The organism is Klebsiella sp. (assembly GCF_027492335.1).
In the GTDB taxonomy this organism is placed as follows: Bacteria; Pseudomonadota; Gammaproteobacteria; order Enterobacterales; family Enterobacteriaceae; genus Klebsiella; species Klebsiella huaxiensis.
Genome location: NZ_JAPUEW010000011.1, coordinates 143,932 through 164,918, shown reverse-complemented (window position 1 = coordinate 164,918; position 20,987 = coordinate 143,932). Strand labels below are relative to the sequence as shown.

18 protein-coding genes, 1 pseudogene and 1 other annotated feature are annotated in these 20,987 nt (G+C 50.9%); of the genes and pseudogenes, 13 read left to right on the top strand and 6 right to left on the bottom strand.

Going from position 1 to position 20,987, the window contains the following annotated elements; all coding sequences use genetic code 11:
- Nucleotides 1-2: 2 nt before the first annotated feature.
- Nucleotides 3-719, bottom strand: coding sequence for a two-component system response regulator ArcA (gene arcA / locus QVF11_RS05050; RefSeq protein WP_004132265.1), 717 nt, complete (start codon nucleotides 717-719; stop codon nucleotides 3-5).
- A gap of 95 nt (nucleotides 720-814) precedes the next feature.
- On the opposite strand from arcA, the gene yjjY reads away from it, so the two are divergent.
- From yjjY to thrC, 6 genes are all read left to right on the top strand, one after another.
- Nucleotides 815-955: a YjjY family protein gene (gene yjjY / locus QVF11_RS05045; RefSeq protein WP_110272677.1), complete on the top strand. Its 141-nt coding sequence runs from the start codon at nucleotides 815-817 to the stop codon at nucleotides 953-955.
- Between the two features lie 399 nt (nucleotides 956-1,354).
- On the top strand, nucleotides 1,355-2,041 hold the full coding sequence (locus QVF11_RS05040) for a tRNA/rRNA methyltransferase (protein WP_287855406.1): 687 nt from the start codon (nucleotides 1,355-1,357) through the stop codon (nucleotides 2,039-2,041).
- Between the two features lie 212 nt (nucleotides 2,042-2,253).
- Nucleotides 2,254-2,322, top strand: coding sequence for a thr operon leader peptide (gene thrL / locus QVF11_RS05035; protein ID WP_004222578.1), 69 nt, complete (start codon nucleotides 2,254-2,256; stop codon nucleotides 2,320-2,322).
- Nucleotides 2,261-2,378: a sequence feature (Thr leader region), on the top strand. It overlaps the preceding gene by 62 nt.
- 27 nt (nucleotides 2,379-2,405) lie before the next feature.
- A complete protein-coding gene (thrA, locus tag QVF11_RS05030) occupies nucleotides 2,406-4,868 on the top strand; it encodes a bifunctional aspartate kinase/homoserine dehydrogenase I (RefSeq protein ID WP_142512639.1) in 2,463 nt (820 codons plus the stop codon).
- A gap of 1 nt (nucleotide 4,869) precedes the next feature.
- Nucleotides 4,870-5,799 carry a homoserine kinase gene (gene thrB, locus QVF11_RS05025; RefSeq protein WP_112215061.1) on the top strand — a complete coding sequence of 310 codons (930 nt, stop codon included), beginning with the start codon at nucleotides 4,870-4,872 and terminating at the stop codon, nucleotides 5,797-5,799.
- A 3-nt stretch (nucleotides 5,800-5,802) separates the two neighbouring features.
- On the top strand, nucleotides 5,803-7,083 hold the full coding sequence (gene thrC / locus QVF11_RS05020; RefSeq protein ID WP_112215060.1) for a threonine synthase: 1,281 nt from the start codon (nucleotides 5,803-5,805) through the stop codon (nucleotides 7,081-7,083).
- Nucleotides 7,084-7,133: 50 nt separating this feature from the next.
- Here thrC and yaaA read toward each other — a convergent pair whose 3' ends face one another.
- Nucleotides 7,134-7,907, bottom strand: a complete 774-nt coding sequence (gene yaaA, locus QVF11_RS05015) for a peroxide stress protein YaaA (protein WP_112215059.1) — start codon at nucleotides 7,905-7,907, stop codon at nucleotides 7,134-7,136.
- 77 nt (nucleotides 7,908-7,984) lie between these two features.
- Nucleotides 7,985-9,415 (bottom strand): alanine/glycine:cation symporter family protein, encoded by a 1,431-nt coding sequence (locus QVF11_RS05010; protein WP_287855401.1) that lies wholly within the window; start codon nucleotides 9,413-9,415, stop codon nucleotides 7,985-7,987.
- Nucleotides 9,416-9,618: 203 nt separating this feature from the next.
- Here QVF11_RS05010 and tal point away from each other — a divergent pair, with 203 nt between their 5' ends.
- The 3 genes from tal to QVF11_RS04995 all read left to right on the top strand — a co-directional run bounded on the left by tal (nucleotide 9,619) and on the right by QVF11_RS04995 (nucleotide 12,690).
- On the top strand, nucleotides 9,619-10,572 hold the full coding sequence (tal, locus tag QVF11_RS05005) for a transaldolase (protein ID WP_110272670.1): 954 nt from the start codon (nucleotides 9,619-9,621) through the stop codon (nucleotides 10,570-10,572).
- Between the two features lie 99 nt (nucleotides 10,573-10,671).
- Nucleotides 10,672-11,259, top strand: coding sequence for a molybdopterin adenylyltransferase (mog, locus tag QVF11_RS05000; RefSeq protein WP_112215057.1), 588 nt, complete (start codon nucleotides 10,672-10,674; stop codon nucleotides 11,257-11,259).
- A 120-nt stretch (nucleotides 11,260-11,379) separates the two neighbouring features.
- Nucleotides 11,380-12,690 carry an MFS transporter gene (locus QVF11_RS04995; RefSeq protein WP_287855398.1) on the top strand — a complete coding sequence of 437 codons (1,311 nt, stop codon included), beginning with the start codon at nucleotides 11,380-11,382 and terminating at the stop codon, nucleotides 12,688-12,690.
- 46 nt (nucleotides 12,691-12,736) lie between these two features.
- On the opposite strand, the gene satP is transcribed toward QVF11_RS04995, so the two are convergent.
- The 3 genes and pseudogenes from satP to QVF11_RS04980 all read right to left on the bottom strand — a co-directional run bounded on the left by satP (nucleotide 12,737) and on the right by QVF11_RS04980 (nucleotide 14,574).
- Nucleotides 12,737-13,303, bottom strand: a complete 567-nt coding sequence (gene satP / locus QVF11_RS04990; protein ID WP_110272667.1) for an acetate uptake transporter — start codon at nucleotides 13,301-13,303, stop codon at nucleotides 12,737-12,739.
- Between the two features lie 89 nt (nucleotides 13,304-13,392).
- Nucleotides 13,393-14,142, bottom strand: a pseudogene (gene msyB / locus QVF11_RS04985) (acidic protein MsyB).
- A gap of 27 nt (nucleotides 14,143-14,169) precedes the next feature.
- Entirely contained in the window at nucleotides 14,170-14,574 is a 405-nt protein-coding gene (locus tag QVF11_RS04980; RefSeq protein WP_287855395.1) for a DUF2541 family protein, read from the bottom strand.
- A 381-nt stretch (nucleotides 14,575-14,955) separates the two neighbouring features.
- Between QVF11_RS04980 and dnaK the strand changes: the two genes are divergently transcribed.
- The 4 genes from dnaK (at nucleotide 14,956) to QVF11_RS04960 (ending at nucleotide 20,987) form a co-directional block, all read left to right on the top strand.
- On the top strand, nucleotides 14,956-16,872 hold the full coding sequence (gene dnaK / locus QVF11_RS04975; protein WP_112215052.1) for a molecular chaperone DnaK: 1,917 nt from the start codon (nucleotides 14,956-14,958) through the stop codon (nucleotides 16,870-16,872).
- Between the two features lie 211 nt (nucleotides 16,873-17,083).
- Nucleotides 17,084-18,220 (top strand): molecular chaperone DnaJ, encoded by a 1,137-nt coding sequence (gene dnaJ / locus QVF11_RS04970; protein WP_110272663.1) that lies wholly within the window; start codon nucleotides 17,084-17,086, stop codon nucleotides 18,218-18,220.
- 485 nt (nucleotides 18,221-18,705) lie between these two features.
- Entirely contained in the window at nucleotides 18,706-19,473 is a 768-nt protein-coding gene (locus QVF11_RS04965) for an outer membrane protein OmpK (RefSeq protein ID WP_112215051.1), read from the top strand.
- Nucleotides 19,474-19,493: 20 nt separating this feature from the next.
- Nucleotides 19,494-20,987 (top strand): sulfatase family protein, encoded by a 1,494-nt coding sequence (locus QVF11_RS04960; RefSeq protein WP_287855392.1) that lies wholly within the window; start codon nucleotides 19,494-19,496, stop codon nucleotides 20,985-20,987.

Here is a 20,987-nt window from a genome sequence, read left to right as displayed (position 1 = left end):
GGTTATTCCTGCAGGTCTCCACAGAAGCGGTACCCCTCGCCATGGATAGTGGCGATGATTTCCGGGGTGTCCGGAGTGGACTCAAAATGCTTACGAATACGACGGATGGTCACGTCCACGGTACGGTCGTGCGGCTTAAGCTCACGGCCGGTCATTTTCTTCAGCAGTTCTGCACGTGACTGGATTTTTCCCGGATTTTCGCAGAAGTGCAGCATGGCGCGGAATTCACTGCGTGGCAGCTTGTACTGCTCACCATTTGGGCTTACCAGCGAACGGCTATTGATATCCAGCTCCCAGCCGTTGAACTTATAGCTTTCTACGCTACGGCGCTCTTCGCTCGGGGTACCCAGGTTCATGGTACGGGAGAGCAGGTTGCGCGCGCGAATCGTCAGTTCACGTGGGTTGAACGGTTTAGTGATATAGTCATCGGCACCGATTTCGAGGCCCAGAATTTTATCCACTTCGTTATCGCGACCGGTAAGGAACATCAGCGCGACGTCCGCCTGTTCACGCAGTTCGCGCGCTAGCAGGAGGCCATTTTTACCTGGTAGATTGATATCCATGATTACCAGGTTGATATCATTTTCAGACAGGATCTGATGCATTTCCGCGCCATCGGTCGCTTCGAATACATCGTAACCTTCTGCTTCGAAAATACTTTTTAACGTGTTGCGTGTTACCAACTCGTCTTCAACGATAAGAATGTGCGGGGTCTGCATGTTTGCTACCTAAATTGCCAACTAAATCGAAACAGGAAGTACCAAAGTCCCTGACCTGCCTGGTACATGTCGCAAATTAACATGCCCGGCGTAACATGACTAAAGTACGTAATTGCGTTCTTGATGCACTTTCCATCAACGTCAACAACAACATTAGCTCGGTCGTGGGTACTTTCCCTCTGGACCCGACGGTGTCAAAAACGGCTGTCATCCTAACCATTTTAACAGCAACATAACAGGCTAAGAGAGTCCTGACACCCAATAAAACTACGCTTCGTTGACATATATCAAGTTCAATTGTAGCACGTTAACAGTCTTGTGAAATCATTGCATCGATATGCGATTCATAGTCACAATTCATACACGGCTCAATTAGTTGCGCTAAGAAAATAATAAATATGATGAATCCAACGCCCTGAAACGTACTCTGACATAAATTTCATTGCCAAACATATGGATAAAGACGTTCTGTTAACATACTCCGTGTCGTGGGGCCTTGGGAATAGTTTAGTTTTTTTTATGGGTGATCAAACTCAAATTTAGTGATTTTTGTTGCAAACTTGTAAATTCTCAACGCGTAAAATGAACGCGTGGAGTGATATTTCCGCTGCGTAAAAAGGTAAAAGAGAAACCGAATGCGTTTATCAATTGTATTAGTGTCCCCCGCTCGGGCTGAGAACGTAGGTGCTGCAGCACGAGCAATGAAAACAATGGGGTTTAGCGACATGCGTATCGTCGATAGCGATGCTCATTTGCTGCCTGCGGCGCGCTGGGTTGCACACGGCTCCGGGGATATTCTCGATAATATCAGCACTTATCCTACCCTGGAGAAGGCGCTACATGATGTTGATTTTACTGTTGCCACCACCGCCCGTAGCCGGGCGCGTTTCCATTACTACGCGACGCCGCAGCAGCTGTTGCCGCTGCTGGAGGAGAAAGCGCAGTGGATGAATCATGCCGCGCTGGTGTTTGGTCGTGAAGATTCCGGGCTAACTAACGAAGAGCTGGCCCTTGCCGATGTGTTGACTGGTGTACCGATGGTGGCGGACTATCCTTCGCTGAACTTAGGACAGTCGGTGATGGTGTATTGCTATCAACTGACCTCTTTGTTGCAGCAAACCCCGGCGACATCTACCGGCGTGGATGATAATCAGCTGCAGGCATTACGTCTAAGAACGCTCGACTTGCTCACCCGACTGGGTGTTGGGGATGATATAAAACTTACCGATTGGCTACAGCAGCGTATCGGTCTTTTACAACAGCGCGATACCGCGATGCTGCATCGTTTATTGCATGATATTGAAAAAAACCTATCAGATTAAAGTTCTGTCATATTATTTTTATATGGTTGTATATTCTGATTTCATGTGTCCTTATGCGTAAACCCGGGGGGATTGTCAGGTGATTATGGCGCATTGACCGGGTGCGCAAAAAATGGCTAAAAGTAGAAATTCGTTGACTTAAGTCGACAGATACTTTAACCAATATAGGCACAGGACACAGACAGATAAAAATTACAGAGTACACAACATCCATGAATCGCATCGGCATGATTACCACGATTATCACCACCACTATTACCACAGGTAACGGTGCGGGCTGACGCGTACAGGAAACACAGAAAAAAGCCCGCACCTGAACAGTGCGGGCTTTTTTTTTTCGATAAAAGATTAAGGGGTTACAACCATGCGTGTGTTGAAGTTCGGCGGTACATCAGTGGCAAATGCAGAACGTTTTCTGCGAGTTGCCGATATTCTGGAGAGCAATGCCAGGCAGGGGCAGGTAGCCACCGTACTTTCTGCCCCTGCGAAGATTACTAACCACTTGGTTGCGATGATTGAGAAAACGATCGGTGGTCAGGATGCACTTACCAATATCGCCGATGCCGAACGCATTTTTGCCGAACTTCTGCAGGGGCTCGCTGAGGCCCAGCCTGGTTTCCCGCTTGCTCAGCTGAAAATTTTTGTTGAGCAAGAGTTTGCGCAAATCAAGCATGTGCTGCACGGTATCAGCCTGCTTGGGCAGTGCCCGGATAGCGTCAACGCTTCGCTAATCTGCCGGGGTGAAAAGCTTTCTATCGCGATTATGGCCGGTCTGCTGGAAGCGCGTGGTCATCACGTCACGGTCATTAACCCAGTCGAAAAATTGCTAGCAGTAGGTCACTACCTTGAGTCCACAGTTGATATCGCTGAATCGACTCGCCGCATTGTCGCCAGTCAGATCCCATCAGACCATATGGTGCTGATGGCCGGTTTCACCGCGGGCAATGAAAAGGGTGAACTGGTGGTTCTGGGGCGTAACGGTTCTGACTACTCCGCCGCGGTACTGGCTGCCTGCCTGCGTGCCGACTGTTGTGAAATCTGGACTGACGTCGATGGTGTTTATACCTGCGACCCTCGTCAGGTGCCAGATGCGCGCCTGCTGAAGTCGATGTCTTATCAGGAAGCGATGGAGCTTTCTTATTTTGGTGCCAAAGTTCTGCACCCGCGCACCATTGCGCCAATCGCCCAGTTCCAGATCCCCTGTTTAATCAAAAATACGGGTAACCCGCAGGCACCAGGCACACTTATCGGTGCGAGTCTTGATGAAGATGGTCTGCCGGTGAAGGGGATCTCCAATCTTAATAATATGGCGATGTTCAACGTCTCCGGTCCGGGCATGAAAGGCATGGTAGGAATGGCGGCGCGTGTTTTTGCTACCATGTCTCGCGCCGGAATTTCTGTCGTTTTGATCACCCAATCCTCTTCGGAATACAGCATCAGTTTCTGCGTACCGCAGAGCGACTGCGCGCGGGCGAAGCGGGTGATGGAAGAAGAGTTCTATCTGGAACTGAAAGAGGGCCAACTGGAACCGCTTTCTATTATGGACCGTCTGGCGATCATCTCTGTTGTCGGCGATGGGATGCGTACTCTGCGCGGTATCTCCGCCAAGTTCTTTGCCGCGCTGGCGCGCGCCAACATCAATATTGTCGCGATTGCTCAGGGCTCTTCCGAGCGTTCTATCTCTGTTGTTGTCAGCAATGATGATGCAACAACCGGCGTGCGCGTGACTCACCAGATGCTGTTCAATACCGACCAGGTTATTGAAGTGTTTGTTATCGGCGTCGGTGGTGTTGGCGGCGCGTTGATCGAACAGATCAAGCGCCAGCAAAGTTGGCTGAAGAGTAAACATATTGATCTGCGCGTTTGCGGCGTCGCCAATTCTCGCGCTTTGCTGACCAATGTACACGGTCTCAATCTTGAACACTGGCGCGATGAGCTGGCGGAGGCCAAAGATGGATTTAATTTGGGTCGACTTATTCGTTTGGTCAAAGAGTATCACCTGTTGAACCCGGTTATTGTCGACTGTACCTCCAGCCAGTCCGTCGCCGATCAGTACGCGGATTTCTTGCGCGAAGGCTTTCACGTGGTCACGCCGAACAAAAAGGCGAATACCTCATCACTGGATTACTATCACCAACTGCGTCATGCCGCGAGCAGCTCTCGGCGTAAGTTCTTATACGATACCAACGTCGGCGCGGGCCTACCGGTCATTGAAAACCTGCAAAATCTGCTGAATGCTGGCGATGAGCTGCTGCACTTCTCCGGTATTCTGTCCGGCTCGCTGTCGTTTATCTTCGGTAAGCTGGATGAAGGCATGAGTTTCTCTGATGCAACGAAACTGGCGCGTGAGATGGGCTACACCGAACCGGATCCGCGTGATGATCTCTCTGGCGTTGATGTTGCGCGCAAGCTGCTGATCCTGGCGCGTGAAACCGGGCGTGAGCTGGAGCTGTCTGACATTATCGTTGAGCCTGCGCTGTCGGCAGGTTTTGACGCCAGCGGCGATGTTGAAAGCTTTATGGCACGCCTACCTTCTCTCGATGATGAGTTTGCCTCACGGGTCGCTAAAGCGCGCGATGAAGGTAAAGTCTTGCGTTATGTTGGTAACATCGAAGAGGATGGCACCTGCCGCGTGAAAATTGCCGCGGTTGACGGCAACGATCCGCTGTTCAAAGTGAAAAACGGCGAGAACGCGCTGGCCTTTTACAGCCACTATTATCAGCCGCTGCCACTGGTGCTGCGCGGCTATGGCGCGGGTAACGATGTAACGGCGGCGGGCGTATTCGCTGACCTGCTGCGTACCCTGTCATGGAAGTTAGGAGTTTAAGATGGTCAAAGTATATGCCCCGGCTTCCAGTGCCAATATGAGCGTCGGGTTTGATGTACTGGGGGCTGCGGTGACGCCGGTTGACGGTACGCTGCTGGGAGACAATGTGACGGTGGAAGCCGCTGAGAGCTTCAGCCTGCAAAACGTTGGTCGTTTCGCCAGCAAGCTGCCGACAGTTCCGCAGGAAAATATCGTCTATCAATGCTGGGAGCGTTTCTGTCAGGAAATTGGCAAAAAGATCCCGGTGGCGATGACGCTGGAAAAAAATATGCCGATCGGTTCCGGCCTGGGTTCCAGCGCCTGTTCCGTCGTCGCCGCGCTGGTGGCAATGAATGAATTCTGCGGTAAACCACTCAATGAAACCCGGATGCTGGCGCTGATGGGCGAGATGGAAGGGCGGATTTCTGGCAGTATTCATTACGATAACGTCGCGCCTTGCTACCTTGGCGGTATCCAGTTGATGATTGAGGAAAACGGCATCATCAGTCAGCAGATTCCAGGGTTTGACGAGTGGCTATGGGTGCTGGCTTATCCGGGGATTAAAGTCTCAACGGCGGAAGCGCGGGCGATTCTCCCGGCGCAGTATCGCCGCCAGGACTGCATCGCACACGGTCGCCATCTGGCGGGCTTCATTCACGCCTGCTATACCCGTCAGCCTCTGCTGGCGGCGAAATTGATGAAAGATGTGATTGCCGAACCGTATCGTACCAAACTACTGCCGGGCTTCAGCGAAGCGCGTCAGGCAGCAATGGAAATTGGCGCGCAGGCGTGCGGCATTTCCGGTTCCGGTCCGACGTTGTTCGCGTTATGCGATAAACCGGAAACCGCGCAGCGCGTCGCCGACTGGCTGGCTACGCACTATCTGCAAAATCAGGAAGGCTTCGTTCATATTTGCCGGCTGGACACGGCGGGCGCTCGAGTAGTGGGATAACCAATGAAACTCTATAACTTAAAAGATCATAACGAACAGGTCAGCTTTGCGCAGGCCGTGACGCAGGGGCTTGGCAAGCAGCAGGGACTGTTCTTTCCGCACGATCTGCCGGAATTCAACCTGAGCGAAATCGATGACATGCTGGCGCTGGATTTTGTCTCGCGTAGCGCGAAAATTTTATCGGCAATGATTGGCGATGAGATCCCGCACGCGGTCCTGCAAGAGCGTATCGGCGCAGCCTTCGCCTTCCCGGCACCGGTCAGCAAAGTGCAAGACGACGTGGGCTGCCTGGAGTTATTCCACGGCCCGACGCTGGCGTTTAAAGACTTCGGCGGCCGCTTTATGGCGCAAATGCTGACCCATATCGCGGGCGACAAACCGGTGACCATTCTGACGGCAACGTCGGGCGATACCGGTGCGGCGGTCGCACACGCGTTTTATGGCTTGCCAAACGTCAAGGTCGTCATCCTCTATCCGCGCGGTAAAATCAGTCCACTGCAGGAAAAACTGTTCTGTACCCTCGGCGGAAACATCGAGACCGTCGCTATCGATGGTGATTTTGATGCTTGTCAGGCGCTGGTTAAGCAGGCTTTTGATGATGAAGAGTTGAAAGTCGCGCTGGGGCTGAACTCGGCTAACTCAATCAATATCAGCCGCCTGTTGGCGCAGATTTGCTACTACTTTGAAGCGGTAGCACAACTGCCGCAGGAAGCCCGTAATCAGCTGGTTATCTCTGTGCCAAGCGGCAACTTTGGCGACCTGACCGCGGGACTGCTGGCGAAGTCTCTGGGCCTGCCGATCAAACGCTTTATTGCGGCAACCAATGCCAACGATACCGTGCCGCGTTTCCTGCAGGACGGTAACTGGTCGCCGAAAGCGACGCAGGCCACGTTGTCTAACGCCATGGACGTCAGCCAGCCGAATAACTGGCCGCGCGTGGAAGAACTGTTCCGCCGTAAGACCTGGCGCCTGAACGAGCTGGGCTACGCGGCGGTGGATGATGAAACCACCAAAGACACCATGCGTGAACTGAAAGCCATTGGCTATACCTCAGAACCGCATGCGGCGATCGCTTATCGTGCGCTACGCGACCAGCTGCAGCCAGGCGAGTACGGCCTGTTCCTTGGAACGGCGCATCCGGCGAAGTTTAAAGAGAGCGTGGAAGAGATTCTGCAAGAGACGCTGCCGCTGCCGAAAGAGCTGGCCGATCGTGCTGACCTGCCGCTGCTGTCACATAACTTGCCGGCAGATTATGCCGCGCTGCGTAAGCTGATGATGGGTTAAGCCTGAATCAGGCTCCCCTGACGCACCGTTCTGCGAAAGGGGAGTTTGTTTTACTGTTCGTGGCGCTTAAAGACCATCTCGCTTTTATCAGAAGCATCAGCATCAAAGAAATAACCTTCGCTATCGAAGTTGGTTAGTTGTTCGGGTTTGGTTAAGCGATTTTCAATAATATAACGGCTCATTAAGCCGCGCGCTTTTTTAGCGTAGAAGCTGATCACCTTGAACTTACCGTTTTTCTCATCAAGGAAAACCGGCTTAATCAACTGACCCTCAAGCTGTTTAGGTTTGACCGATCTGAAGTATTCATCAGAGGCCAGGTTAATCACGACATCGTCACCCTGCGCTTTCAGCGCCTGATTCAGCTTATCGGTAATCACTTCTCCCCAGTACTGATACAGGTCTTTGCCCTTCGCGTTTTCAAGCTTAATGCCCATTTCCAGGCGATAAGGCTGCATGAGATCCAGCGGGCGTAGTACGCCATAAAGGCCGGAGAGCATACGCAGATGCTGCTGGGCAAAATCAAAGTCAGCTTCGCTAAAGGTTTCTGCCTGTAGGCCGGTGTAGACATCGCCCTTAAACGCCAGAATGGCCTGACGGGCGTTATCCGGTGTGAAATCCGGATGCCAGTCATGAAAACGAGTTGCATTGAGGTCAGCCAGCTTATCGCTGATGCTCATCAGCTTACCTATTTGCGGTGCTGATAGCTGACGGGCGATGCCGATAATCTCCTGAGAATACTCTAATAGTTCAGGCTGGGTATAGCGAGCGGTCGCCAGTGGGCTTTGATAATCAAGCGTTTTTGCAGGTGAAATCAGAATCAGCATATCCAGTCCTTGCGGGTAATTTGTTATGACTTTATCAAAAAAAAGTACTGGGAGGATCGATAGCTGCGATTGCCGCGCTATTCGCGCGGCAGATTATCCCAGGTTCCCGGCACCAACTGCTGATGAATCTCGGGATAGCGGGTGACATCAAACTCCGGTCGCTGCCCCAGTCGGCGCTGGCGTAGGTAATCACTGGCAATGATCCGTACTGTTGGCGACAGCAGCAGGATTGCCGTCAGGTTAGTAATCGCCATGAGTGCCATGATGATATCCGCCATCTGCCAGACAACCGGTAAACTGACCATCGATCCGGTGACGACCATGCTCAGCGTGAGAAGCCGTAGCACCCAGATGTTTCGTGTGCTATCCAGGCGCAGAAAGATCAGATTATTTTCGGCATAGACATAGTTTGCAACGATAGAGCTGAAGGCGAAAAGCAATACGATAAAGGCGACAAAACTGGGTCCCCAGCCGCCGACGAGGTTGCTCATGGCATGTTGAATCGCCTGAATACCGTTCACCGCCTCACCGTTGCCGTCGCTCGGCGCGAGCATGATGATAACCGCGCTGGCGGTACAGATCACTATCGTATCAATGAAGACGCCTATCATCTGGACTATCCCCTGAGCGGCAGGATGAGGAGGCCAGGAGGCGGCCGCTGCTGCGGCATTCGGTGTCGAACCCATACCGGCTTCGTTTGAGAACATACCGCGCTGAAAACCGCTGGTGAGTGCCTGGCTAATGGTATAGCCGACTGCGCCTGCGGCCGCCTCTTGCCAGCCAAAGGCGCAGCGGAAAATGGTTTCAAAAATCGTTGGCAGTGCGGTGATATGCCAGAGGCCGATGACCAGACTGGTTATCACCCAGAGCAGAGCCATTCCCGGCACGATCCACTGCATTAATCGTGCTACGCCGCGAATGCCGCGAACGATAACCAACAGGGTAAGAATCGCGAGTACACCGCCGGTGATAATCTTGGGTAAATGGAATGCATACTCCAGAGCATGGGCAACAGAGTTGGCCTGCACGGTGTTGAAAATGACGCAGTAGGCTATCAGCAGTAAAATGGAAAACAGGACTCCCATCCAGCGCATGCCTAATCCCCGAGCCATGTACCAGGCAGGGCCGCCGCGAAACTGCCCACGGGAATCTCGTTCTTTATAAAGTTGGGCGAGAGAGCATTCGGCAAAGCTGCTGGCCATACCGATCAGCGCAGAGACCCACATCCAAAAAACGGCACCCGGACCGCCTGCCGCAATGGCCAGCGCGACGCCTGCCAGATTACCGCTACCAACGCGCGCAGCCAGACTGGTACACAATGCCTGAAAGGATGTTAATCCTCCTGGCTGCGGCTGAAGACTTTTTTTCAGACTTTTGCCAAACTGGCGAACATAACGAAACTGAATATATTTTGATCGCCAGGTAAACCAGACGCCAGCGCCCAGTAACAGGTAAATCATTACCGAGCCCCAGAGTACTTCATTGATAAAAGACAGAAAATCAGGCATTAAACATCCTCTTGTCCATGCCGGTGCGCGAGTGTAAGCGCTACCAATTCAGTGACAATCCTTTAGTGTTCAGGTAATTAATTGACTGAGTTTATCACACTCTGCGCTCTTACATTGTCGGCGGTTGCGCTGACCCGGCAGCGTGTTATCATCTTGGCAGACCGGTTACATCCCCTTAACTGCTGTTTAAGAGAAACACTATCATGACGGATAAATTGACTTCTCTGCGTCAGTACACCACTGTCGTAGCTGATACCGGAGATATCGCGGCAATGAAGCTGTATCAGCCTCAGGATGCCACGACCAACCCTTCTTTGATTCTCGGCGCGGCTCAGATTCCTGAGTACCGTAAGCTAATTGATGATGCTGTTGCCTGGGCCCGTGGTCAGAGCAGCGATCGCGCACAGCAGATTATCGATGCTTCCGATAAGCTGGCGGTGAACATCGGTCTCGAAATCCTCAAGCTGATCCCTGGCCGTATTTCCACCGAAGTTGACGCTCGTCTGTCCTACGACACCGAGGCGTCGATTGCCAAAGCTAAGCGCATCATCAAACTGTATAACGATGCTGGCATCGGTAACGATCGCATTCTTATCAAACTGGCTTCTACCTGGCAGGGCATTCGTGCTGCTGAGCAGCTGGAAAAAGAAGGCATCAACTGTAACCTGACTCTGCTGTTCTCCTTCGCTCAGGCGCGTGCTTGTGCGGAAGCGGGCGTGTTCCTGATTTCTCCGTTTGTTGGCCGTATTCTCGACTGGTACAAAGCGAACACCGATAAGAAAGAATATGCACCGGCAGAAGATCCAGGCGTGGTTTCCGTAAGAGAAATCTACGAATACTACAAACAGCACGGCTATGAAACGGTGGTTATGGGCGCAAGCTTCCGTAATCTCGGCGAAATTCTGGAACTGGCTGGCTGTGACCGCCTGACTATCGCTCCGACCCTGCTGAAAGAGCTGGCGGAAAGCGAAGGTGCAATCGAACGCAAACTGGCGTTCAGCGGCGAAGTTAAAGCGCGTCCGGCTCGCATTACCGAATCCCAGTTCCTGTGGCAGCATAACCAGGATCCGATGGCGGTAGACAAACTGGCGGATGGTATCCGTAAGTTTGCGATCGACCAGGAAAAACTGGAAAAAATGATCGGCGATCTGCTGTAATCCCGCATGTGGCCGACGCCCGTCGGCCACATTAAACTGTCTGCCTTGTCCCCCTCGGTGTATTATTCTGTCTATTAATACTGTTTGAACGGAATAATCATGAACACCTTACGAATTGGCTTAGTTTCCATTTCCGATCGCGCCTCCAGCGGCGTCTATCAGGATAAAGGTATCCCGGCGCTTGAAGAGTGGCTGGCCCGTGCGCTATCCACGCCTTTCGAACTGCAGACCCGCTTAATCCCGGATGAACAGATTATTATTGAACAAACGCTGTGTGAGTTGGTTGATGAGATGGGCTGCCATCTGGTTCTGACGACTGGCGGCACGGGACCGGCCCGACGCGATGTGACCCCGGATGCGACGCTGGCCATTGCCGACAGAGTCATGCCGGGCTTTGGCGAACAAATGCGCCAGGTTAGCCTGCACTTTGTGCCGACGGCTATTCTTTCTCGTCAGGTTGGCGTTATCCGCAAGCAGGCGCTGATCCTCAATCTTCCAGGCCAGCCTAAAGCTATCGAGGAAACGCTGGAAGGCGTTAAAGATGCTGAAGGTAAGGTGCTGGTACACGGTGTTTTTGCGAGTGTACCGTATTGTGTACAGCTGCTTGAGGGGCCTTATGTCGAAACTAACGGCGATGTGGTAGCAGCTTTTCGCCCTAAAAGCGCAAGGCGTGAAACTTTATCCTGAATTTTATGCATTCCTGACATAAGTTGCATCACCTGTGGTGTGTTGTTTTATTTACGATATAGTGTTTTTAACTTTACACATTACGTAGAACATCTTCATACCTCTGGATGAATGCCCGTTATGTCACAATATAACCGACCTCTGAATCGACAGGATTATAAAACTCTGACGCTGGCCGCCCTCGGCGGCGCGCTGGAGTTTTATGATTTCATTATCTTTGTCTTCTTTGCCGCCGTTGTTGGCGAGCTGTTCTTTCCGACAGATATTCCTGAATGGCTGCGCCAGGTGCAGACCTTCGGCATTTTTGCCGCGGGCTATTTAGCACGTCCTCTTGGCGGCATCATTATGGCGCACTTTGGCGATCTCGTCGGGCGTAAGAAAATGTTTACCCTGAGTATTTTGCTGATGGCGCTGCCGACGCTGGCGATTGGTCTGCTGCCAACCCATGAGTCGATGGGCATCGTGGCACCGCTTTTGCTGCTGTTTATGCGTATTCTCCAGGGGGCTGCGATTGGCGGTGAGGTTCCAGGGGCCTGGGTTTTTGTCGCTGAGCATGTTCCGGAAAAAAGAATCGGTATCGCCTGCGGCACGCTAACTGCGGGCCTGACGGTGGGTATCTTACTGGGATCGGTAGTGGCAACGCTGATTAATACCAATATGACCCCGCAGGGTATCCACGATGGCGGCTGGCGTATTCCTTTCCTGTTAGGCGGTGCGTTTGGTCTTGTCGCCATGTACTTGCGTCGTTGGTTGCAGGAGACGCCTATTTTCCTTGAAATGCAGCAGCGCAAAGCGTTAGCGCAGGAGCTGCCGGTTAAAGCCGTAGCGCTGAAGCATCAAAAAGCGGTGGTCGTTTCTATGCTGCTGACCTGGCTCTTATCCGCCGGGGTGGTGGTGGTGATTCTGATGTCGCCGGTCTGGCTGCAAAAGCACTATGGTTTTGCCCCTGCAATCACCCTGCAAGCTAACAGTATCGCCACCATCATGTTATGTATCGGCTGTCTGCTGGCAGGTCTGGCGGCCGATAAGTTTGGCGCCAGCCGTACGTTTATTGTCGGGAGTTTATTTCTGGCGGCCTCTAGCTGGGCTTTCTATCATCTTTCCGGCGATAGCCCGCAGCGTCTGTTTCTGCTCTATGGCACGGTCGGGTTGTGTGTCGGCGTGGTGGGGGCGGTACCGTATGTGATGGTGCGTGCTTTCCCGGCGGAGGTGCGATTTACCGGTATTTCATTCTCTTATAATGTGTCCTATGCCATCTTCGGCGGCCTGACGCCGATTGCTGTGACCATGCTGATGGGCGTGTCGCCGATGGCACCTGCCTGGTACGTGCTGGCGCTGTCGTTTATGGGATTGGGGCTGGGGATTTGGCTACGCCAGGGGCTGGATAAACAGGTCGCTGCACCACAAGGTGAGCTGCAGCGCCTGCCTTAAATCAATGTGACCCACTTTGCCGCTCGCTATCGGGCGGCGAAGTTAATTAATGCTTTTCGCCGATTGGCAGAACGGTGCGGCCAAACTGCTCGTTCAACACTTCACCCATCGCCAGATAGATGGCGCTAGCACCGCAGACCAGACCCACCCAACCAGCAATCTTAACGATGCCTTCGTTATCGACCAGGTGACCAATCGCCAGCAGAGCAAACAGCACGGTCAGGCTCAGGAAAACAAACTGCAGCATGCGTGCGGCTTTCAGGGTGCCAAAGAACATAAACAGGGTAAAGACTCCCCACAGGCCGAGATACATGCCGAGGAAGTGCGCGTTAGGCGCTTCAGCAAGGCCCATTTTCGGCATCAGAAGAATCGCGACTAGCGTCAACCAAAAGGCACCGTAGGACGTAAATGCGGTTAAACCAAAGGTGTTGCCTTTTTTAAATTCCAGCAGGCCGGCAAAAATCTGCGCAATACCGCCGTAAAAAATGCCCATCGCCAGGATAGCTACATCGAACGCGAACAGGCCGCTATTCGCCAGGTTAAGCAAAATAGTGGTCATGCCGAAGCCCATAAGGCCCAGCGGTGCCGGATTAGCCAACTTAGTGTTGCCCATAATTCCTCAAAATATTGATTAGAAAGGGAAGCATTACCCTGCCACTTAGTGACAGGGCGCGGCATAATAATGAGGACTTGCTGCACTGTCTATGATCTGGCGGGGTATTTTTCACCAATTTATTATTCTGCCTGATGAAGCCTGGCCATTCGCCTTAAACAAGCGACGTGGAGCACTGCCGGGATGGTGACTCGATAAGCGCTACCGCTAACGGCTTTTACACCATTAACCGCTGCGCCGAGGGGACCGCCAAGCCCTGCACCGCGGACTAAACCATGACCGATAACGCTGACCGCAGCGTGGGTGCGGAGAATTTTCGTCAAGCGTGCTTCAAGAATATGCGAGACCCCTTGTGCCAGCTTATGTGTCTGGAGCAGATGGGGAAGTAGCTCTTTTTGCTCTTTGACTCGACACTCCACGGCAGTGAAGAAATCGGCTTTCTGTTGGTCATCCATCTTCTTCCAACTATGTTCCAGGAAGTGTTCCAACAGATGTTGCTCAATTTCAGGTGTGGACATTTGTTTATCAGCTTTGACTTTCAATCGTTTGCAAACATCCAGCAGGATTGCTCGATAGAACTTGCCGTGACGACGAAGCGTATTGGCGATGCTATCGCCACCAAAGTGCTGGAGCTCACCGGCGATCAACTGCCAGTTACGACGATAGCGTTCAGGATGTCCTTCCATCGCCTGAAAAGTTTCATTACGTAATAGTGTGCTTGAGAGACGTGGCTTGCCATTCTCGTTGTGGGTCAGAATACGCGTAAAAGTTGCCAGATGTTCTTCACTACATTGATGGAGAAAAGAGAGATCTTCATCATCCAGATAATTAATTTTCATAGGGGCTTGTATGCGTAGTCAGTGATATTAATCATCGCCGATAATTTTTAGCGAGGCCATGTCAGAGGAGTTGACCGTGTGGCCGGAAAAAGCAATTTTCTTCACGCAACGTTTATTATCGTTGTCACTATTAATGTTAATCCAGTTGGTGGTTGTACCTTGCTTTATCATTGACGGTACATTGAGGCTCTGGCTGGCGCTATTGCTGGCTTTAAAGTACACCGTTGCGCCGGAGAGCTGGACATCGCCTCGGTCAGTCGTGAGTTGGATACGCTTAATCACCCGACAAACAGGCAGTTTCAGAGTCAGGTCGTTAGTCTCATTTCTTGGCATGGCGACTACGCCTAAAATTTTATGATCGTTAGCAGATACTGAAGCCACTAATGCGGTGCTTAAAAGCAATCCCGTTGATATATGAATGAGTGATTTCATGAGAATTTTCCAATTATTTAATTTATTACACCTGGAAAATACTTTATCACCGGAGCTTTATTGCTTTCAGTCGGTAATTATTGCGGATTATGTCAATAATTTCATGAATATATCGCCTCTAATTATTTTAATTATTTATGTGTTGGCGTGTTTTACCCCCATATTCGATTTTTGACCCCGGTTCGTCCCATCTCGTAGGGCTGCGAAGGCAAATTTTTTTTGTCGTCCCCCCTTGATGAAGCGGTGGGTGACCCCATCTTGTAGTCAACCGCAGTGAATGAACCTGAAAAAAATGATGTCTGGGCAGTTGAAACCGCACGTTTCGCCCTTATTACAGGTTCACAACCACATGTTGAATGAAATTTTAGTGGAGACGTTTAGATGGGTAAAATTATTGGTATCGACCTGGGTACTACCAACTCTTGTGTAGCGATTATGGATGGCACTACTGCTCGTGTGCTGGAGAACGCCGAAGGCGATCGCACCACACCTTCTATCATTGCCTATACCCAGGATGGTGAAACTCTGGTTGGTCAGCCGGCTAAACGTCAGGCAGTGACAAACCCGCAAAATACCCTGTTTGCGATTAAACGCCTGATCGGTCGCCGCTTCCAGGACGAAGAAGTACAGCGTGATGAAGCCATCATGCCGTACAAAATCATCGGTGCTGACAACGGTGATGCATGGATTGATGTTAAGGGCCAGAAAATGGCACCGCCGCAGATCTCTGCTGAAGTGCTGAAAAAAATGAAGAAAACGGCTGAAGATTACCTGGGCGAACCGGTAACTGAAGCGGTTATCACCGTACCTGCATACTTCAACGATGCTCAGCGTCAGGCTACTAAAGATGCCGGTCGTATCGCGGGTCTGGAAGTCAAACGTATCATCAACGAACCAACCGCAGCTGCGCTGGCTTACGGTCTGGATAAAGAAGTCGGTAACCGTACTATCGCGGTTTATGACCTGGGTGGTGGTACTTTCGATATCTCCGTTATCGAAATCGACGAAGTTGACGGCGAAAAAACCTTTGAAGTTCTGGCGACCAACGGTGACACCCACCTCGGTGGTGAAGACTTCGATAGCCGTATGATCAACTACCTCGTCGATGAGTTTAAGAAAGATCAGGGCATTGACCTGCGTAATGATCCGCTGGCCATGCAGCGCCTGAAAGAAGCCGCAGAAAAAGCGAAAATTGAGCTGTCTTCTGCGCAACAGACCGACGTGAACCTGCCGTACATCACCGCAGATGCGTCTGGCCCGAAACACATGAACATCAAAGTGACCCGTGCGAAACTGGAAAGCCTGGTTGAAGACCTGGTGAACCGTTCAATCGAGCCGCTGAAAGTCGCTCTGCAGGATGCTGGCCTGTCCGTATCTGATATCCAGGACGTTATCCTGGTCGGTGGGCAGACACGTATGCCAATGGTTCAGAAGAAAGTGGCTGAATTCTTTGGTAAAGAGCCGCGTAAAGACGTTAACCCGGACGAAGCCGTTGCTATCGGTGCAGCTGTCCAGGGTGGTGTACTGACGGGTGAAGTGAAAGACGTACTGCTGCTGGACGTTACCCCGCTGTCTCTGGGTATCGAAACCATGGGCGGTGTGATGACTGCGCTCATCAACAAAAACACCACCATCCCGACCAAGCACAGCCAGGTGTTCTCTACCGCTGAAGACAACCAGTCTGCGGTAACTATCCATGTGCTGCAGGGTGAGCGTAAACGTGCTTCTGATAACAAAGATCTTGGCCAGTTCAATCTGGACGGTATCAGTCCGGCACCGCGCGGCATGCCACAGATCGAAGTCACCTTCGACATCGATGCTGACGGTATCCTGCACGTTTCCGCGAAAGACAAAAACAGCGGTAAAGAGCAGAAGATCACCATCAAGGCTTCTTCTGGTCTGAACGAAGAAGAAATTCAGAAGATGGTTCGTGAAGCAGAAGCGAACGCAGAATCTGACCGTAAGTTTGAAGAGCTGGTTCAGACCCGTAACCAGGGCGACCATCTGCTGCACAGCACTCGTAAGCAGGTTGAAGAAGCAGGCGACAAACTGCCGGCTGACGATAAAACTGCCATCGAGTCTGCATTGACCGCGCTGGAAACTTCGCTGAAAGGTGAAGATAAAGCGGACATCGAAGCGAAAATGCAGGCGCTGGCTCAGGTTTCTCAGAAGCTGATGGAAATCGCTCAGCAGCAGCACGCACAGCAGCAGGCTGGCGGGGCTGACGCTCAAGAGAGCAACGCGAAGGACGACGATGTTGTTGACGCTGAGTTCGAAGAAGTGAAAGACAAAAAATAATCGCCCTGATGCAGGGTAATTAATCGGCACGGGCGTAGAAGCTTATACACAAAATCATTCAAATTGCATCAAGGCGGCAAGAGAGTGAATCCCAGGAGCGTACATAAGTACGTGACTGGGATGAACGAACGAAGCCAACGCAGAGGCGGTTTGAAGGTTGAAGTGTATACTCTGCGCCCGTGTTCGCATGTTTAGGGGCTGAAAAACACCAATGGCAAAGCAAGATTATTACGAGATTTTAGGCGTTTCCAGAACAGCGGAAGAGCGTGAAATCAAAAAGGCCTACAAACGCCTGGCCATGAAATATCACCCGGACCGTAACCAGGGCGATAAAGAGGCCGAAGCAAAATTCAAAGAAATCAAAGAAGCGTATGAAATCCTGACCGATGCCCAGAAGCGTGCGGCCTACGATCAGTATGGTCACGCGGCCTTTGAACAAGGCGGCATGGGCGGCGGCGGCGGTTTTGGTGGCGGTGGTGCTGACTTCGGCGATATCTTTGGCGACGTATTTGGCGATATTTTCGGTGGCGGTCGTGGCCGTCAGCGCGCTTCGCGCGGTGCCGATCTGCGCTACAACATGGATCTGACTCTGGAAGAAGCCGTGCGTGGCGTAACCAAAGAGATCCGTATCCCAACGCTGGAAGAGTGCGACGTTTGCCACGGCAGCGGCGCTAAAGCGGGTAGCCAACCGCAAACCTGCCCGACTTGTCATGGAGCAGGCCAGGTTCAGATGCGCCAGGGCTTTTTCGCCGTACAGCAGACCTGTCCACACTGCCAGGGTCGCGGGACGTTGATTAAAGATCCGTGCAACAAATGCCACGGTCACGGTCGCGTTGAGAAGACAAAAACCCTGTCGGTTAAGATCCCGGCAGGCGTAGATACCGGCGATCGTATCCGCCTGGCGGGTGAAGGCGAAGCGGGCGAGCATGGCGCGCCAGCGGGCGATCTGTATGTTCAGGTTCAGGTTAAGCAGCATGCAATCTTCGAGCGTGAAGGGAACAACCTGTATTGTGAAGTCCCGATTAACTTCACTATGGCTGCACTTGGCGGCGAGATTGAAGTGCCGACGCTGGATGGTCGTGTAAACCTGAAAGTGCCTGGTGAGACGCAGACCGGTAAACTATTCCGCATGCGTGGTAAAGGCGTGAAGTCCGTGCGCGGTGGTGCACAGGGCGATCTGCTGTGCCGCGTAGTGGTCGAAACGCCGGTTGGTCTCAATGACAAGCAAAAGCAGCTACTGAAAGATCTCCAGGAAAGTTTTGGTGGGCCAACGGGCGAGAAAAATAGCCCACGCTCCAAAAGTTTCTTCGACGGTGTGAAGAAGTTCTTTGATGATTTGACCCGCTGATTGCTGTTCACTTCCTGTCTTACCTCGAGCCTGGGCCTTTGTGCTCAGGCTTTTTCTATCAAGAAAACCCTCAGCCAGGCTGTGCGCTAGCCATTTCTGGTGGCCAGCCTCGATTCGCCGGAAGCTTGGTAACGGCGGGTTGTTTATGATTGAATAGATCTACCGATAACATAAAAATTTGTACCCTTCTGTGATACCAGGATGCAAAGAATCCATCCGTAATGTTATTTAAAACTCATTTTGTGAATATATTTACATTTTATGAATTACGATAAAATATCAGTTGTGTTGATGAATTACTCTGCACAATAAATAACACTCAATTACGTTCGCATTAGCAACACTATTTGACACTAACCTGTTCATCCCTGTCGTTATATCGTTATGTGAGATTTCTATCACCAATATAATATCACTTTCGTTTAATACTCTCTTCGTGGTTTGTTTTTATATAACTAAAATATAATCGTGGAGAGTATAATTAGATGCCTCGAAGAATAAAAATATTACTTATTGGTACATTGGCTGCTTCATCATGCTGTTTGTGGAGTAGCACAGTACAGGCACTGGAGTTTAAAAATGCATTTGGGTCAATAAATGCAGGATATGCTGACTGGAATAGCGGTTTTGTTAATGTGCACCGTGGCGAAGTATGGAAAGCAACAACTGATTTTGGTGTGAATTTCAGAGAGGCAGAGTTCTACTCTTTTTTTGAAAGTAATGTATTAAACCATTCGGTCGCCGGACGTAATCATACCGTTTCTGCTATGACCCATGTCCGTTTATTTGATTCTGATTATACCTTTTTTGGTAAGATTTACGGGCAATGGGATAACTCATGGGGGGATGATTTAGACCTCTTTTATGGTTTGGGTTATCTTGGCTGGCAAGGCTCCTGGGGATTTTTAAAACCCTATATAGGGTTGCATAGCCAATCTGGTGACTATGTTTCTCAAAAATATGGGCAGACCAGCGGTTGGAATGGTTACGTTATTGGTTGGACCGCTGCGTACATTTTCAATTTATATGATGAAAAGTTTGTCTTATCAAACTGGAATGAAATTGAATTAGACAGGAATGATGCTTATGCTGAGCAGCAGAATGGTCATAACGGTATCAACGGCGGGCTGACATTAGCCTGGAAGTTTTATCCTCGCTGGAAAGCAGCTATTACCTGGCGTTATTTTGATAATAAACTGGGTTACGACGGATTTGGTGACCAAATGATTTATATGTTGGGTTATGAATTTTAAATCTATTCAAAGGGACTAAAATGAAGAAGACATTTGTCGCTGGTATGATTTGCCTGGCATTATGTGCAGGAAGCACCCTGACGACTGTTTATGCTGCTGATATTAAACAGCCTAACTTAGTGATTATTCTGGCTGATGATTTAGGCTACGGCGACCTTTCCGCCTACGGTCATCAGATTGTCAAAACGCCGAATATTGACAAGTTAGCTCAGGAAGGAGTGAGGTTTACCGATTATTACGCTCCGGCACCGCTGTGTTCACCTTCGCGCGCGGGATTATTGACCGGTCGTATGCCGTTTCGTACCGGCATACGGTCATGGATCCCGGATGGCAAAGATGTTGCGTTGGGACGTAATGAGCTGACGATTGCCAACTTGCTGAAACAGCAAGGTTACGATACGGCTATGATGGGCAAGCTTCATCTCAACGCTGGTGCGGGTCGAACCGATCAGCCGCAGGCCAAAGATATGGGGTTTGACTACCGACTGGTTAATACCGCCGGTTTTGTTACCGACTCAACTCTGGATAGTGCTAAGCAGCGCCCTCGCTACGGGATGGTCTATCCCACCGGCTTTACGCGTAATGAAAAACCCCTTGGTCGGGCGAATACCTTCAGCGGCGAACTGGTGAGCTCAGAAGTGCTGAACTGGCTGGATAATAAGAAAGATGAAAAGCCTTTCTTTCTCTACGTCGCCTTTACCGAAGTGCACAGCCCGTTGGCATCGCCGAAGCAGTATCTTGATATGTATTCCCCCTATATCAGCGCGTATGCTAAGCAGCATCCGGATCTGTTCTACGGCGACTGGGCAGATAAACCGTGGCGCGGCGTTGGAGAGTATTATGCCAACATTAGCTATATGGATGCTCAGGTTGGGAAAGTGCTCTATAAAATCAAAACAATGGGTGAAGAAGAGAATACGATTGTTATTTTTACCAGCGACAATGGCCCGGTCACGCGCGAAGCGCGCAAAGTATATGAGTTGAATCTTGCTGGTGAAACGGATGGTTTACGTGGTCGTAAAGATAATCTCTGGGAAGGTGGCATTCGAGTTCCGGCGATTATTAAATATGGTAACCATATCCCGCAGGGCATGGTTTCAGAAACGCCGATATCAGGTCTGGACTGGATGCCGACTCTGGCGCAAATGATGAACTTCTCTTTACCGACGGACAGAACTTATGATGGTCAATCGATAATGCCGGTGCTGGAGAAGAAAGAACTCAATCGTCTGAAACCATTAATCTTCGGTATTGATATGCCATTCCAGGACGATCCTACCGATGAATGGGCAATTCGCGATGGTGACTGGAAAATGATTATTGACCGCGAAGGTAAAGCTAAATATCTCTATAACCTGAAGCAAGATCGCGCGGAAACGCTAAACCAAATTGGCAAGCAGCCCGAAGTTGAGAAGCGGATCTATGCAGAATTTCTGAAGTACAAAAATGACATCGATAACGATTCATTAATGAAAGCTCGCGGTGATAAGCCAACACCGGTCACTTGGGGCTAA

Bases quoted from the DNA above. Each gene is read 5' to 3' on its own strand.
- thrA (WP_142512639.1), top strand. From the start codon at position 2,406: ATGCGTGTGTTGAAGTTCGGCGGTACATCAGTGGCAAATGCAGAACGT.
- dnaJ (WP_110272663.1), top strand. From the start codon at position 17,084: ATGGCAAAGCAAGATTATTACGAGATTTTAGGCGTTTCCAGAACAGCG.
- QVF11_RS04995 (WP_287855398.1), top strand. From the start codon at position 11,380: ATGTCACAATATAACCGACCTCTGAATCGACAGGATTATAAAACTCTG.
- dnaK (WP_112215052.1), top strand. From the start codon at position 14,956: ATGGGTAAAATTATTGGTATCGACCTGGGTACTACCAACTCTTGTGTA.
- yjjY (WP_110272677.1), top strand. From the start codon at position 815: ATGACTAAAGTACGTAATTGCGTTCTTGATGCACTTTCCATCAACGTC.
- thrB (WP_112215061.1), top strand. From the start codon at position 4,870: ATGGTCAAAGTATATGCCCCGGCTTCCAGTGCCAATATGAGCGTCGGG.
- mog (WP_112215057.1), top strand. From the start codon at position 10,672: ATGAACACCTTACGAATTGGCTTAGTTTCCATTTCCGATCGCGCCTCC.
- QVF11_RS04965 (WP_112215051.1), top strand. From the start codon at position 18,706: ATGCCTCGAAGAATAAAAATATTACTTATTGGTACATTGGCTGCTTCA.
- QVF11_RS05010 (WP_287855401.1), bottom strand. From the start codon at position 9,415: ATGCCTGATTTTCTGTCTTTTATCAATGAAGTACTCTGGGGCTCGGTA.
- tal (WP_110272670.1), top strand. From the start codon at position 9,619: ATGACGGATAAATTGACTTCTCTGCGTCAGTACACCACTGTCGTAGCT.
- QVF11_RS04980 (WP_287855395.1), bottom strand. From the start codon at position 14,574: ATGAAATCACTCATTCATATATCAACGGGATTGCTTTTAAGCACCGCA.
- arcA (WP_004132265.1), bottom strand. From the start codon at position 719: ATGCAGACCCCGCACATTCTTATCGTTGAAGACGAGTTGGTAACACGC.
- yaaA (WP_112215059.1), bottom strand. From the start codon at position 7,907: ATGCTGATTCTGATTTCACCTGCAAAAACGCTTGATTATCAAAGCCCA.
- QVF11_RS04960 (WP_287855392.1), top strand. From the start codon at position 19,494: ATGAAGAAGACATTTGTCGCTGGTATGATTTGCCTGGCATTATGTGCA.
- QVF11_RS05040 (WP_287855406.1), top strand. From the start codon at position 1,355: ATGCGTTTATCAATTGTATTAGTGTCCCCCGCTCGGGCTGAGAACGTA.
- thrC (WP_112215060.1), top strand. From the start codon at position 5,803: ATGAAACTCTATAACTTAAAAGATCATAACGAACAGGTCAGCTTTGCG.
- satP (WP_110272667.1), bottom strand. From the start codon at position 13,303: ATGGGCAACACTAAGTTGGCTAATCCGGCACCGCTGGGCCTTATGGGC.